Below are 14783 nucleotides of genomic sequence, written 5' to 3'. Positions count from 1 at the left end.
ATCGCGGACCCAACGCGAGACCTGCCGAAAAATCACCGAAAATTCGTTCAACGGCAGTGAAAGCTGCCATTCGCCGAAGCCGGTTTGCGAGTGTCCGCAAAGGGATGTGCAGCGGCCCCACGGCTCCCGATCACCGACCGTCCGCAAAGGCCGAATTGTGCGCGTAGCTCGTTCGTCAGGTTTCGGAGTGCTGCAGCCGTTCAAACGGCAGGTTTCACCGCTCGTTGAACGACGGGTTGTGGCCGATTCCAGCCTTTCCGCAATCAGTCCCCCGCAAATCCGCCAAGAACTTTTTTGCGGCCACCGAAAGCACTCTCACGACAGAGCCCCCCAACCTCATTCCTCCCCAAACCACCGCTTATAAAGCGCGTCATAAGTCCCGTTCTCCTGCAACTCAAGCAACGCGCTATCCACCTGCCTGCGCAACGGACTATCAACCGGATAAACAAACGCAACATCGGACCGATTGATTTCCGGGCCCACCACCTTCACCCGCCCCTTCCCTTCATGGTTAGCGTAATAAAGCAGCACCGGCCCCGCGAAAACCACCGCATCCGCCTTCTCACTCACGAGCGCATCGTACATCTCCGACGCCCGCGCATACTCCTGAACATGAGCCCCCTTACTCCTCAGGTATCCTACTGAAATAGTCCCGCTTATCGTCGCGATCTGCCTGCCCGGCAAATCGTCCGGCCCGTTAATCGCGCCTTTGATTTGCTGAACGGTCAAGTCCGTCGTCAACTGCGCGGTATAGAACGCAACGAACACCAGGCCGACGAACATGAGCAGCACGGCAGTCAGCCGCGCGAGCCACTGGCGCGGCGCTTCCTCTGCCTGGGTCAACAGCGCCGTTGCCGCCCAGTAGATGGCCTGAAAAATCCCGGGAAAATACTTGTGGCTGGAAATGACGCCGTCCTCGCGGCCGCGGTCCAGAAACCAGGCGATGTGCGCGGGAATCAGCACCAGCAGCAAGCCCGTGCCCAGCCAGGTCAATGTGGTCGTGGAACCGAGCAGGCGAAGCAGCGCGAGTATCGGGCTCACTGCCGCGTTTTCGCCCGTATCGCGCACCAGAATGCGCTGCCCGGCGGTGAGCACGGGTGTGGAGAAGTCGAACGCCTGATCCCGCTCCCAGGTGATGAATTGAGGCATCGCCAGGTCGCATTGCCTGGACTGCAAACAGTCGTCCAGCCTCGCCTCGTCCGGGACGATCTCGTACTCCGTCTTCACTTTGAGGCGCGCCGCCACGGCGTTCCAGATGTCGATGGTGAAGCCAGTGAGCTTTCCGTGCTGCTCGATGACGGTGGGCGGGAGCACCGCAACGGCAAGGCGGACAACAGGCGTGGGCGCCTGGGCGAACGCAGGCCATGGCAACAGGCCTGCCAGGAGCAGCAGGAACGCGCAGCGCAGCACCCGTGCTGCCCCGATTCTTCCAGTCATGACCACTCCATGCTGCGATGCCGCGGGCCGTCCCGCCGCGTCGCAGCATGGACGGGTACTCGAAACCTGAACGTCACGTTGGCACTCGGGCCATTGAAGCGCAGCGTCTGCCCAAGCTGATCGCCCGAGCCGTAAAAGGAGCAACAAGGCCGCCAACGCCGCAACCGCAAGGACTACTGCTTTTTCCTTCATCGTCTCGTAGAGGCTCGCATACGTTTCGCTGCTTGCGAAGTCTCGTACAATATCCACGCTGCAACCATCCGGATTTTGGGCAGCCCGTCTTCACCAAAGGGCAAATCACGTCCATCGAAACGCGCATACGACCCATGCCCTCGCCACCGCCCCCGACGACACCTGGCTGGACACTGCACCCGGCCACGCGCAAATCGTGGATGCGCGAAATCCTGGCCCTGCTCACGGTGCTCGTCGCGGCGAATATCCTCGTCAACGCGTGGCAGTCGTGGCATGACTTTCGCGCGGTGAACCTCCAGGCCGCCGAGCGGCTCACCGCCCAAACCTCGCTGGTCGCGCGGCTCATTGAGGACCGCCTTCGCGATCTCGACGGCATGATGTCAGCCACGCAGACCCTGATCGACGAAGGCAAGGTCACGAACGAAGCGCTCGGCAATCTGACGCAAACGTTCGAGATCTCGCTCGGCGACTCGCTGATTGCGGTACTCGACGCCAACGGGCGCATGGTGGCCGCATCACGCCCCGATGCCCGCAACGAGATTCCCGGGCTCGATGCGATCTTCGCGCGGGTACGGGCCGCGCCGTCCGCGCGGCTCTGGCTGCCTGTCGCGTGGGGCAACCGGGGCGCCCTCGTGGTCGCCAAGGGGCACGTCGATCACGCCGGCCACCTGGACGCGGTAGCGATCCATCTCGTGCCGCTCGAACAGCATCTGCTCGAACACGTGAAGCTGATGCCCCGCACCGCCCTGCTCCTGCGCGACAACGAGCAACGCATCGTTGCGCGGTTCCCCGACATGGCCGGGCTGGCCGTCGGGCAACGGCTCACCGAAGACGGCAACCCGCGCGCCGGGCCGATCGAGGGCACGTTCTACGCGCTATGGCGCCGCGATCATACCGAGCGTCTCGTTGCGCGACAGCGCATCGGGCTCGGCTCGAACGCCGCCTGGTGGACGCTCGATCTCGGCTACGCCGTCGACACGTTCCGCGACAGCCTCAGGGCCAGCCTCTACATCAATCTCGCCGGCGCGACGCTGCTGCTCGCCATGCTGGCCGGCGGCTTCATCCTGATCGGCCGGCAAAGGGCCCTCAACGATCGCGTGGAAAAGTATGCGAACACGGTTTCGACCATCGTCGAGAATATGCCGACGCCGGTTGCCGTGGTCGACATGCAATCGGACCGCATCCTGCTCGGCAACGAGGCGCTGCTCGCCGTGTTCGGCGCGCCGGCCGAAAAGGACCAGCCTTTCGCGCAGCTCTTTGTCGATGGCGCTCACTGGACGCGCATGCAGGCCGAATCCGCCAAAGAGCCCGCGCCGCTCCAGACGCGCTCCGGCGTTCGCCACATGCTGGTTCGTTGTACGAAGCTACCGGACCTGGCGCGACATGACGATGGCGCTCCGCTGCTCGTCGTGCTGACCGACATCACCCATCAGCACCTGCTGCTCAAGCAACTGCAAACCGATGCGGACTTCGACCCGCTCACGGGGCTCGCCAATCGCCGCTACTTCGAAAAGGCCGCCGCGAAAGCGGTCGAGCACGCGCGGCAGCATGGTCGGCCCTTGTCGGTTCTCGCGCTCGACCTGGACTTCTTCAAGCGAGTGAACGATACGTGGGGCCACGCGGTGGGCGACCGCGTGCTCAAGATCGCCTCGCACGTGCTGGAGACTGCGCTGCGCGAGGACGATCTCGCTGCGCGCATCGGCGGCGAGGAATTTGCCGCGATCCTGCTCGATACGCCCGAACCCCAGGCGCGCATGGTCGCCGAACGGATTCGGCAAGCCCTGCAGGACACGTCCATCGAACTCGATACGGGCGCAACGCTATCGCAGACCTGCAGCATCGGGATTGCCAGCCATGAGGAAGCGGAAGACAACCTCGACGCCACGCTCAAACGCGCAGATGCGGCGCTCTATGCGGCCAAGCACGCGGGGCGCAATTGCGTCCGGCTCTGGCGTGGCGAGTCCTGAGCTTGCCCAAGGCCGTCCGGCGAGCCGAGCCGGGGCCGATCATCAGAAACTGAGCGCGAGCCCAAGCGAGGCGCCGGAAATGTCCTTGCCGAACGCATAACGCCCCACGATCCGCAGCCGCGAGAACAGCTTCGTCACCGCCCCCGTATCGATCTCGATGCCCGCGCCCAGTGAGGTCAGATGATTGAAGCCGAGGATATCGGCCTGGCTGCCGAGATAGGTCGAATGCGAGAGCTCGAGCACGTAGCGCAGCGGCCGGTGCAGCACCAGCAGCCCCGTCGGCGCGCGCCAGCGTGCATACAGGTTCGTCGATTCGGCGTTGGCCGATCCGCGCACGCCGCTCGACGAGCCGAAGCTCTGCAGATAGATGTCCGTAAAGCGCAGTTCGAGATCGAACTCGTAGGGCTCCTTGCGCGGATACCAGCCCAGCATCAGCGATCCGCCAAGACCATAGGCGTTGAGCGAACCATCTTCGATGAACTGAATGTTCTTGTCGACGCGGCGGTTGATCAGGAACTGGGCCGCCGTCGCGTCGCTCAGCACTTCGCCGAGCGAAAAGTTGAAGATCGGCCGGATCACCAGATTCTTGCTCTCGTTGAGCGGAAAGTCCCAGCCGATGCCGCCCGTGGCCGCCACGTTGGTCCAGCGCGTGGGCAGCGCGCGCTGCTGCTGGCCGTCCGAGACGAGAAAGGTCGGATCGTAGCGCGAGCCGCCGATCGCGCCTTCCAGATAGAGCGGAAAGCTCTGGCTCAGCGTGAAGCCGCCGCCGAGCTGGGTCATGTTCAGCGAGGGATTGCCGGTGTTGCCATTGCGGATGCCCAGCGAGCTCGCGGTCAGGTCCGGCGTGACCGTGAAGCTCAGTAGCGCGAGAACGGCGTTCGCGCGCTTCTGTACGTCGGGACCGGTAATGACCGGCGCCGACGGCAAGATTTGTGCACGGGCCGCCACGGGGAGAAACCACAACGCGCTCGCCAGCAGGCCGCCGAGCGCGGCGCGCGCGGCATGGAATCGCCCGCGCCGCGCGCGGGGCTGTCGAGAGCCGCGTCTCGACCTCACTCGCATGATGGTCCTCTCCCCTGAACGCCCAGGCAGGCACGGATGGCGTCTGCGGCCGCAACGCGGACGTGCGCCACCCCGCGCCTTGCCTCGACCTTACAGATCCAGCTGCGTGATCTTGGTGCTCGAAACCGAAAGGTCGCCCATCAAGCCGCTGTTCGTCAGGACGAAGACCTCGACCGGCTTGGTCGTGGTCGTGGTGTCGATCTGGCCATTGGCGCCCATCTTGACGACGGCAACCGAGGCGTCGCCGCCCGCCGACCAGCCATTCGAGTTGCGGAATTTATCGAGTGCTTCCTGCGTCATGAACAGATAGACCACTGCTTTGGACTGCACACCAAGTTGCGCGCCCACCGATGCCGACGAGAGGCTGTAATAGCCCGCCGTGCTGCCGCCCACGCGCAGTGCGCCGTCGCCATGCTCGCCGCCGATCACGACGCCGGCCTGCACGACGGACGGGAACACCAGCACGCCCCGGGCTTTCGCGACCAGCTCTTGCGCGCCGGGGGTCGTCTGATAGAGACGGGAAAGCGTGCCGTCGACGCCGGCGTCGATCGACTGGCGGCGCGACTCGGTGGAGGCCTGCGTGGCCGGTTGGTTACCCGTCGTCGTGCAACCCGAAAGCACCGTGCCCAGCACCCCGAGGGCAATGGCGGTCTTCAGCATCAAGTGACGTGCTTGCATTTTGTTCTCCGTTCGCGATTGAAGCGCCGGGCGCGGTGCGCACCGGCCATTTATCCGGGAGTTTCGTATGCGCCGCCATGCGATACCATAGGGGCACGGGGCAATCTGGATTGCCCCGGAGGGCAATCGGGCTTCCTCAACTCCGAATGGCAAGGCTGCCGCGACCCGGCAACAATCGGGCATGGGCCATAGAGATCCCTCGCAAGCTCGCCTGCCCGCATGACGTCTGCGTGCCCCCTGCGCGACGCTCGTTGAGATACTGGGAACAGCCATGCCGGACCACGACTCAGCCGGAACTGCGGGACGCAGCGCGCACCTGGCCGCGCTCGGCGTCTTGCTGCTCGCGCTTGCCTCGCCGCTGGCCTGGGCGGCGTCGGCCGGTTATCTGGGCGGCACGCGCGTGAGCCGGATCGATCAGAAAGACATCGACGCGCTCAACAGCACGGCACTCGTCGTACTGAACACGAAGAACGACGGCGAGACGAGCCAATGGACCCGGCCCGCGTCGCCCGATCATCCCGAGGTGAGCGCGACCCTCACGCCCGAAGGCACCTCGATCAAGCACCGAAGGACCTGCCGGTTCGTCGCCGTGACGGTGCAGGCCGGCCCCCACGCCATCAAGCTGCGTCCGCAATATTGCCGGACCGCGAAAACGCCTTGGGAGCTTCAGGGCGCGCAGTAAGGCCGGCGGCCAAACTTGCAGATACGTTTCGCTGCGGTACGCGAATATTCGCGAACAGAAAGGCCGTTGTATTCCTGATTGATTATTGCCCGATGGGGCAATCAGATTGCCCGAACTCCCTATAGTTTCGCCATGGCCGCTATGAGACAACGACCCCAGTCGGAATCGACGATCTGAAAACATCGTTACCAAACAACTGGAGGTGATCGTGTCTCAACCCGAAGATCCGGCAAAGACCGGTGGACGCAGAACTTTCCTGAAGAACGTTGCTGTCGCCGGCGTGGCCACCGGGCTTTCGGGCGTGGTCGGCGAGACGCTTGCGCAAACGGAGAAGCCGATGAGCGCGACGACGCCGCATTCGAAGCCCGCGACGGGCGCCACGATCGCGCTGAACCAGCGATACGCGGACTTCCTCTCGTTCGCTGACGCGCAGGACTTCGAAGACGCCAGCCGCGGACTCGTGGCCACGCTCCCGGAACCGGTCGTCATCAAGGGGCAAGGCGATATTCCGGCGTGGAATCTCGAGCAATTTGCCTTCGTGAAAGGCGGCCCGGAAAACAATTCGCCGCCGACGGTCAATCCGAGCCTTTGGCGCAACGCCAAGCTGAACATGCACCACGGCCTGTTCAAGGTGGTCGACGGCATCTGGCAGGTTCGCGGTTACGACCTCTCGGTGATGAGCATCATCCGCGGCGACAAGGGCTATCTCGTCGTTGACCCGTTTATCACGACCGAAGTGTCCTCCACGGTCTGGAAAGAACTCGTCATTCCGCATCTGGGCGACAAGCCGATCACCCACATCATCTACACGCACAGCCACGTGGACCACTACGGCGGCGTGCGCGGACTCGCCAGCGACGAAGACCTGGCCTCGGGCAAAGTGCAGGTCGTGGCGCCGGTGGGCTTTACCGAAGCCGCGGTCGGCGAAAACGTGATCGCCGGCAACGCGATGGGGCGCCGCGCGAGCTACATGTATGGGTCGCTGCTGCCGCGCAGCGCCACGGGCATCGTCGATGGCGGCCTCGGCAAGACCACGTCGGTCGGCACCATCACGCTGGCCCTGCCGACGATATACGCCGAAAAAACCGGCCAGAAGATGACGCTCGACGGCGTGGAGATCGAGGTGCTGATGGCGCCCGAATCCGAGGCGCCCTCCGAGTTCATGTTCTACATCCCCAAGTACAAGGCATTCTGCGCGGCCGAGGACGCCACGCACACGCTGCACAATCTCTATACGCTGCGCGGCGCCAAGATGCGTGACGGGCTGCTCTGGTCGAAGTACCTCCAGGCCGCGCACGACATGTTCGGCGGCGACGCCCAGGTGCTGTTCGCCTCGCACTACTGGCCGACCTGGGGCAACGACCGCATCGTCGCGTTCCTGCGCGCGCAGCGCGATATGTACCGCTATCTGCACGACCAGACCATGCGGATGGCCAACGAAGGCCTCACGCCGCTCGAAATCGGCGAGGCCATGCGCCTGCCGGACAGCCTCGCGAAGCACTGGTATTGCCGCAGCTACTACGGCACGGTGTATCACGACGCCGTGGCCCAGTACAACCTGCGTCTCGGCTTTTTCGACGGCGTGCCGGCAAATCTGCACCGGCTGCCGCCGACCGATGCTGGCAAGCGCTATGTGGAGTTCATGGGCGGATCGTCAGCGGTGCTAAAGAAGGCCCACGACTACTACGAGAAGGGCGAGTATCGCTGGGTTGCGGAAGTCACGAACCACGTCGTGTTCGCGGAGCCGCAAAACACCGCGGCCAGGCAGTTGCTCGCCGACGCCTACGAGCAGCTCGGCTACCAGTCCGAATCGGCGCCGTGGCGTAACTTCTACCTGACCGGCGCGATGGAGCTGCGTGACGGCGTCAGGAAGCTGCCCACTCCGCAGCCGCAGAGCCCGGACACCATCCAGGCCATGCCGCTCGACATGTTCCTCGACTATCTCGGCATCCGCCTGAACCCCGAACGCGCGGCCGGAAAGACTGTGAGCTTCAATCTCGCGCTGACCGACACGAAGGAAAATCGCGTGCTCGGCGTCGAGAACAGCGCGTTGCATTACTCGACCAGCAAGAGCTCGGGCACGCCGGACGCAACGATCACCATGAAGCGCTCGGACCTCAACGACATCATGATGGGCAAGACCAACATGCAGAAGCTCGTGATGGCCGGCAACGTCAAGATCGACGGCGACAGTCAGAAACTCGGCGAGTTCGTTTCGTGGCTCGACAACTTCGACTTCTGGTTCAATATCGTCACGCCTTGAGGTGCGAATATGTGCGCGGTCTGCGAATTCAAGATCGATTTCGGCGTCAGCCACCCGTCCGCGCTCAGCGTGGCGGTGGCGGCCCGAAAAGCCATCGAGTCGGGGCTGATTGCGCCCGTCGAGGCCAGCGAGGGCGCGCTCTCCGCGGCGCGCCTGCGCATGGCCTCGGTCGAGACGCTGAACCGGCTGCAAGCGCGTATCGAGGAAGCCCATAGCGAGGACGCGCTGCTGACGCTGCCAGACTTCTACGTTCTCCTGATCGAAAACGATACGTGGGGCTTCTTCCACGCCACCACGGAGGGTTTCGATCCGGACATCGTTCCGGAAATACCCGACGTGGCGACGGCCGATGAGGCGAAGCGCAGCCATATCCTCATCATGTCCGAGGCCGCGCTGCACGGCTGGCTCGATGGGAAGTTCGACACGCTCGCCGCCTTGCGCGATTCGCTCTTCATGGTCGACGCGCCCGAAGCTGCAACGGCGGCGCTGAAGCAGATGCTGGCCACGGCGGAAGCGAGCGTCGTCGCCTGACGCCGGAAGCCAGGCGCGGCGCCTGCGCGCCGCGCTCGACACGACAAACAGCCGGCCTGATGCACACGCCGGTTGCCGCTTCATGCAGGCTCAGAACATGTGCCGCAAGCCCACCATCATGCCGAGCTGCGTCGTCTGCGCCGCCGCGCTCAGGCCCACGAAGCCCTGCAACTGCGCCCCCACGAGCCCGCCGCGATACAGCGCGTAATCGCCTTCGAGATAAACGTCGGTGGCGCGCGACAAGCTGTAATCGGCCACGAGCTGAAACTGCGTGGCGTTGCCGTCGCCGCTCTGGGCCTTGCCGTCCTGCAATGTGCGCCACACATTGGCCGCCAGGTGCGTCGAGTTGCCGATCAGTTGCGAAACGCCGCCGAAGAACATCTCGCGCTCCGAGAACGTGTTGAACTTCAGCGCGCTCAGTTGCGGCGCCGTGAACGGGCCATTCGGGAAATTGCCCACGAAGCCCGGGTCCTCGCGGTTCATCGCCCATCCGAAGTTGACCGAGGTATCGCCGAACGTATAGGCGCCGCCAGCGGTCCAGGCCTTGAAGTGCGCCGAGGTGTTGACCGCGTCGCGCGCATCCAGATAGCCGGCCGCGAGGCGCAGCGGCCATTGCGGAATGTACGTGATCGACGCGCCGATCTGGCTACCCGCGCCGAATGCGCCCGCCTGGCCGCCGAACGCATACGAGAGTTCCAGCGTGATGTCCTTCCAGCGCGCCGCATACTTGGCCATGTTGCTGGTCCACACGCCCTCGGCCATCGCGACTTCGGGGCGGAACTGATACACCGTCGGCAGCCACGGCGAAGTCACGAAGGTCTTCAGCACGGCGTCGGCGAGCGGATTGGTTTGTCGGCCCAGCGTGAGGCGCCCGAACGTGGACGACACGAGCCCCACGTAGGCGGTATTGAACATCGGGTAGCCGGGGTCGGTTACGCCGGAGTTCGGGAAAAAGCGGTTCTCAAGCTGGAACACGACGCGGCTGCCGCCGCCGAGGTCTTCCGAGCCGAGCATGCCCCAGACGCTTTCGCTCAGGCCGCCGTTCGAGAGCTGGACCTTGTCGTCGCCCGCGGCGTTGGCGTGCGTGGTGTAGCGCACCGCCGTGTCGACGAGGCCATAGAGCGTGACCGACGACTGCGCGTGCGCCGCGGCCGCTGCCCCGCCGAGCGCCATGGCCACGGTGACGCGCGCCGCCGTCCGGTATTTGTTTCGCAGTGCTTTTCTTTTCAGCATGTCTCCCCCGTCTTGATCATGGGATTTATTGGCCGGAGCCGGTTGGAATGGAATTGCGTATCTGGCGGTGCTGGAGCGGCTTCACGCCGTGAGGCGGCGTGTCAGCCGCTCGAGCGAGCGCTCGGGGTTCAGCACCTTGAGGCCGCCCACGCCGAGCACCACGAGCAGCGCGCCCGTCAGCAACAGCCCTTGTTCGAAGCCCGCCGCCACGTTGTTGTGCGCGGCGCGGATCATCCAGCCCACGGCCGGCGGCGCGACGATACCGGCAATCCAGGCGACCGAGTATTCGATCGCGAGCGCCGCGCCGCGCTGCTCCGGCGGCGTGATCTGCGCGATCATGGCCGGGCCGAGCGAATAGATGATGGGCGTGGTGGAAATGGCCAGCGCGATCAGCACGACCTTCACGGCCGGGCCGATGTCGCATACGGCGGCCGCCACGAGCAGCACGCCGCCCACCGCGAGGCAGCCGCACACGAAGGCGCCGCGTGCGATGCGCGACGGCACGCCACGCGTCATGAGCCGCTGCGAGAGCGCGGAAAGCACGATCCCCACCGGGGCGCTCGCGACCAGCAGCGCGGCGAACAACTGGCCGGCGCGGCGCGGCGCATACCCGAGTCCTTCGCTGAGATACGCGGGCAGCCACGTGAGCACGAGTGCGAGCGTGAGGAACGCCGCGAAGTGCAGCGCGATGATGCAGATCACGGTACGGTCGGAGAGCAGCACGCGATAGCGAATGCGCGCACCGGCACCGGCCATGCCGCTGCGTTCCGTGGGGGATTTAGTTGCGCGCGCATCGAGCGGCCCTTCGCGGCCCGCCACGAGCCACAGGATCGCCCATGCGAGACCGAGCACGGCCAGCACGAGGAAGTTGGTGCGCCAGCCCCAGGTGGCGTCGATCCACGGCACGGCGATGCCCGCCACGACCATGCCGAGCACGGCGCCCTGCTGGAATACGGAAACGGGCAGATTGCGGCGCTCGTCGGGAAACCACTTGTAGCAGGCGTGAATCGCGATCGGCTGCGCGGGGCCCTCGCCCGCACCTAGCAGCACCCGGCAGGCCACCAGCATGCCCAGCGACGAACCATAGGCGATGGGCAGTTGCACGACGGCCCACAGCAAGGCCATCACGAGCAGCAGCCAGCGCGTGGGCAGGCGATTCGAGAGGAAGCCGCCCGCCACGCCGGTCAGCGCAAACAGAAAGAAGAAGCTTCCCGCGAGGAATCCGTACTGGGCCGGCGAGAGGCCCAGCTCTTTCATGAGCGGAGCGGCCACCAGGCCGAGCACGACCTTGTCGATGAAGTTGATGGCGACGAGCAGAAACAGCATCGCCGTCATGAACCAGGCGCGCGCCGGTTGATAGGTGGGTTGCATGCCAGAGATTTCCCGTGTCAGGACGCGCACGCCGCGAGAGGCGGCGTGGCGCATATCGAAGGACCGGTTGCCCGGTTCAGGGCCGCGCGCCGAAATACCAGCGCAGCACCGCGCGCTGCACGACGCGGCCATAGGGCGGATGAAACAGCTCGATGGGAAACCAGCGGTGCTCGGAGAACACGGCCTTCGCGTGCGAGAGCTCGCGAAAGCCTTCTTCGCCGTGGTAATTGCCCATGCCCGACGTGCCCGTGCCGCCGAAAGGCAGCGCATGATTCATCGCGTGCCAGCCCCAGTCGTTGAGCGTCACGCCGCCCGCGTGGGTTTCGCGCAGCACGCGCTTGCGCTCGCCGCCATCGGTGCCGAACCAGTACAGCGCGAGCGGCCGCTCGCCGTTGCGGACCCAGGCCAGCGCGGCGTCGAAGGTGTCGTATTCGATCACGGGCAGGAGCGGCCCGAAGATCTCTTCGCGTGCGATGCGCATCTGCGGACGAACGCCCGTGATGATGTGCAGCGGCACCTGCCGCGCGCTGCCATCGTTGCCCTCATCGCCCGCATTGTTCCCCTCGCCCCCATACGATCCGCACACCGTGACGGTCGCGCCCAGCGCGCGGGCATCCTCGATCAGCGCGAACATGCGGTCGCGGCCACGTGCGTCGATCATCGAGGTGTAGTGCGCGCCGTCTCCGGCGAGCGCGCCGAAGGCCTGCGAGGCCGCCGCCACGAACGCCTCCACGCGTTCGTGCGGCACCAGCGCGTAGTCGGGCGCGACGCAGATCTGTCCCGCGTTCACGGTCTTGCCGTGCACGATGCGCCGCGCGGCGCGCGGCAGATCGGCCGAGCGCGAGACGATGGCCGGCGACTTGCCGCCCAGTTCGAGCGTGACAGGCGTGAGATTCTCGGCCGCGGCGCGCATGACCTGGCGCCCCACCGCCGGCGATCCCGTGAAGACGAGATGATCGAACGGCAATGCGCTAAAGCGCTTCGCGCACTGAGCATCGCCCTCCACCACGCAGGCCAGATGCTCGCCCAACGCTTCGGAGAGCAGCGCGCGCAATGCGCGCGAAGACGCGGGCGCATACTCCGAGGTCTTGATCATGCAGCGATTGCCGGCGGCCAGCGCCGTCGCGAGCGGACCGAGCGCGAGATAGAACGGGAAGTTCCACGGCACCACGATGCCCACGACGCCCTTGGGCTGATACTGCACCGCCGCGCGATTCGTGCTGAACAGCAGCTCCGGCGAGCGGCGCGAAGGCCGCATCCAGCGCCGCAAATGCCGCAGCAGATGATCGATATGGAGCAGCGAAGGCAGCAGGTCCACGAGCATCGTCTCGGCGGTGGCGCGCACGCCGAAGTCCGCGGCCGCCGCGGCGGCGCAATCGTGCGCATGTTTGCGCAACGCCGCGCGCAGCCGGCGCAGCGCGTCGCGCCGCTGGGCGTACGAGGGAAACGGCGCTTCGGCAAACGCGGCGCGCAGCGCCGAAAATCGCCACGCGGTCTCGTCGCCGTCGCGCGCGGCGGGGAGCCATTCCTGTTCAGTCAGATTCATGAGATTCGCTCTGTACACTGAAAGGTCTACGCTACTCACACCGGCGTGTCGCCGATGATCGTCGCGCGCAGCATGCGCCGGCGCGCCGGGAAGTAGTCCTGAATGGCGTAATGCTGCGTCGAGCGGTTGTCCCAGAACGCGATCGTATTCGGACGCCACTTGAGGCGCACCTGATACTCGGGCGCGGCGGCCTGACGATAGAGGTATTGCAGCAGATCCATTTCGGCGAGGCGGAAGTCGAAGCCGAAGCGCACTTCGCTCTTCTCCATGAAATTCACCAGATGCGTGGTGAACGCCTCGTTCACGTAGAGCACGCGCTCGCCTGTTTCGGGGTGCGTACGAACGACCGGGTGAATCGCGGGCGGGAACGCAGCCCGGCGCGCTTGGCGCTCTTCGGGCGTCATGCGCGTGCCGAATGCCGGCAGCAGGTCATGCACCGCGAACAGACCTTCGAGCTGCTCGCGCACCGCTTGCGGCAGCTTCGCATAGGCGGCGGCCATGTTCACCCAGATCGTGTCGCCGCCTACCGTGGGGCACTCGATACAACGCAGCATCGAGCCCATCGAGGGCAGCGCGCGCCAGCTCACGTCCGAGTGATAGATGTTCTCGCGGCCCGGGATCTTGCTGTCGCCGCCCAGCACCACCAGCTCCGGATGATCGGGATGATGCGGAAACACCGGATGCACTTCGAGCTCGCCAAAGCGGCGCGCGAGCGCCACCTGCTGCTCCGCCGTGATGTCCTGATCGCGGAACACCAGCAGCTTGTGCTTGAGCAGCGCGGCGCGCAGCTCGGCGTACTGGTCGTCGTCGAGCGCAACCGTGAGGTCGATGTTGCCGATCTCCGCGCCGATCGCGGGCGCGATCGGCTCGACGCTAAACGAAGTCTTCAGGATGCCTGAACGCATGATCGAGGCGCCTTCGGCAATAGTGTGCCCGCTTGCTTGCATGACTCTCTCCAGAATGATTTGAACCGCAGGCTTAAAAGATACCGACGGGTATCGTTTTAAAAGATGCTATCGGGTATCATTTAGCGGGTCAACCGAGGGTTTTCCCATGTCGAATCCAATCGCCAAGCCACTGTCCGAATCGCTCGAAAGCAGGGACGGATTTGTGGCGCCCCGCTACCGCAGCGGCCAGCGCTCGGCGGACGCGTTGCTGGAAGCCGGACGCGCCCTGCTTGCCGATATCAGCTACGAGGCGCTGAGCATCAACGACCTGTGTGCCGAGGCCGGTCTCACGAAGGGCGCGTTCTATCGCCGCTTCGAGAGCAAGGACGCGTTTTTTCTGGCGTTGCAGCGGCTCGCGCTCGATGACGCGCAACGCATCCAGCAGGAACTCGTGGGCGCGATGGAGCGCACGCCGGCGACGCTAGCCGAATGCGCGCACGCGGTGGTGGACGCCATGCGCTTGTGGCATCTGCGCCATTGCGGGGTCATCCGCGCGTCGCTGCAACGGCGCGATCACACGTCGGACGGGTGGCAGCCGTTCAAGGAATACGCGCGCGGCTTCGTGAAGGACGTGGTCGCGCACGTGACGCGCTTGCCCGAGCTGCGCCGCAACAAGCGCGCGCTCGAACGCCTCACGGTGGCGTTCCAGATGGTGATCGCCACCATGATCAACGCGGCGCTCAACGATCCGGGGCCGCTCGGTCTCGCCGACGCCGCGATGACCCAGGCGCTCGCCGAGATGCTGGTGCTCTACGTCGCGAGCAATGCGGCCGATGCGGGGAAAGGGAGCGCTTCGGGCGCGTCTTCGAAAGCCTGATGGTTGGGGCGGGGCCGGTTCGTGCCGAGGCGCAGATTCATCCGGCCTCTTCGGCAG

General features: G+C 65.3%; 12 protein-coding genes. 5 read left to right on the top strand and 7 right to left on the bottom strand.

From position 1 onward, the window contains the following. Nucleotides 1–336: 336 nt before the first annotated feature. The gene (locus U5775_RS32905; protein WP_322062308.1) at nt 337–1437 is read right to left on the bottom strand and encodes a transporter substrate-binding domain-containing protein; all 1101 of its coding nucleotides are present in this window, start codon (nt 1435–1437) and stop codon (nt 337–339) included. 392 nt (nt 1438–1829) lie between these two features. Between U5775_RS32905 and U5775_RS32900 the strand changes: the two genes are divergently transcribed. Continuing rightward, complete coding sequence (locus U5775_RS32900; protein ID WP_322062307.1) at nt 1830–3596, top strand: sensor domain-containing diguanylate cyclase; 1767 nt, start codon at nt 1830–1832, stop codon at nt 3594–3596. A gap of 42 nt (nt 3597–3638) precedes the next feature. On the opposite strand, the gene U5775_RS32895 is transcribed toward U5775_RS32900, so the two are convergent. Further along, nucleotides 3639–4658 carry a hypothetical protein gene (locus U5775_RS32895; RefSeq protein WP_322062306.1) on the bottom strand — a complete coding sequence of 340 codons (1020 nt, stop codon included), beginning with the start codon at nt 4656–4658 and terminating at the stop codon, nt 3639–3641. A gap of 90 nt (nt 4659–4748) precedes the next feature. Next, entirely contained in the window at nt 4749–5336 is a 588-nt protein-coding gene (locus U5775_RS32890) for a YSC84-related protein (protein WP_322062305.1), read from the bottom strand. A 271-nt stretch (nt 5337–5607) separates the two neighbouring features. Between U5775_RS32890 and U5775_RS32885 the strand changes: the two genes are divergently transcribed. From U5775_RS32885 to U5775_RS32875, 3 genes are all read left to right on the top strand, one after another. Continuing rightward, on the top strand, nt 5608–6018 hold the full coding sequence (locus U5775_RS32885) for a hypothetical protein (protein WP_322062304.1): 411 nt from the start codon (nt 5608–5610) through the stop codon (nt 6016–6018). A 208-nt stretch (nt 6019–6226) separates the two neighbouring features. After that, complete coding sequence (locus U5775_RS32880; protein ID WP_322062303.1) at nt 6227–8281, top strand: alkyl/aryl-sulfatase; 2055 nt, start codon at nt 6227–6229, stop codon at nt 8279–8281. Nucleotides 8282–8290: 9 nt separating this feature from the next. Then, entirely contained in the window at nt 8291–8812 is a 522-nt protein-coding gene (locus U5775_RS32875; RefSeq protein ID WP_322062302.1) for a hypothetical protein, read from the top strand. A 90-nt stretch (nt 8813–8902) separates the two neighbouring features. Here the strand turns inward: U5775_RS32875 and U5775_RS32870 are convergent, their stop codons facing one another. The 4 genes from U5775_RS32870 to U5775_RS32855 form a co-directional block, all read right to left on the bottom strand. Further along, nucleotides 8903–10045, bottom strand: coding sequence for a porin (locus U5775_RS32870; RefSeq protein ID WP_322062301.1), 1143 nt, complete (start codon nt 10043–10045; stop codon nt 8903–8905). A gap of 81 nt (nt 10046–10126) precedes the next feature. Then, on the bottom strand, nt 10127–11416 hold the full coding sequence (locus U5775_RS32865; protein WP_322062300.1) for an MFS transporter: 1290 nt from the start codon (nt 11414–11416) through the stop codon (nt 10127–10129). 76 nt (nt 11417–11492) lie between these two features. Further along, complete coding sequence (locus U5775_RS32860) at nt 11493–12962, bottom strand: coniferyl aldehyde dehydrogenase (RefSeq protein WP_322062299.1); 1470 nt, start codon at nt 12960–12962, stop codon at nt 11493–11495. A gap of 35 nt (nt 12963–12997) precedes the next feature. After that, the gene (locus tag U5775_RS32855; RefSeq protein WP_322062311.1) at nt 12998–13867 is read right to left on the bottom strand and encodes a TauD/TfdA dioxygenase family protein; all 870 of its coding nucleotides are present in this window, start codon (nt 13865–13867) and stop codon (nt 12998–13000) included. Nucleotides 13868–14015: 148 nt separating this feature from the next. On the opposite strand from U5775_RS32855, the gene U5775_RS32850 reads away from it, so the two are divergent. Beyond that, entirely contained in the window at nt 14016–14726 is a 711-nt protein-coding gene (locus U5775_RS32850; RefSeq protein ID WP_322062298.1) for a helix-turn-helix domain-containing protein, read from the top strand. The last annotated feature ends 57 nt before the right edge of the window (nt 14727–14783 follow it).

It is taken from the genome of Paraburkholderia sp. J63 (assembly GCF_905220245.1).
GTDB lineage: Bacteria > Pseudomonadota > Gammaproteobacteria > Burkholderiales > Burkholderiaceae > Paraburkholderia.
The sequence above is the reverse complement of the archived record's forward strand: the minus strand, read 5'-3'. Positions and strand labels throughout refer to the sequence as shown.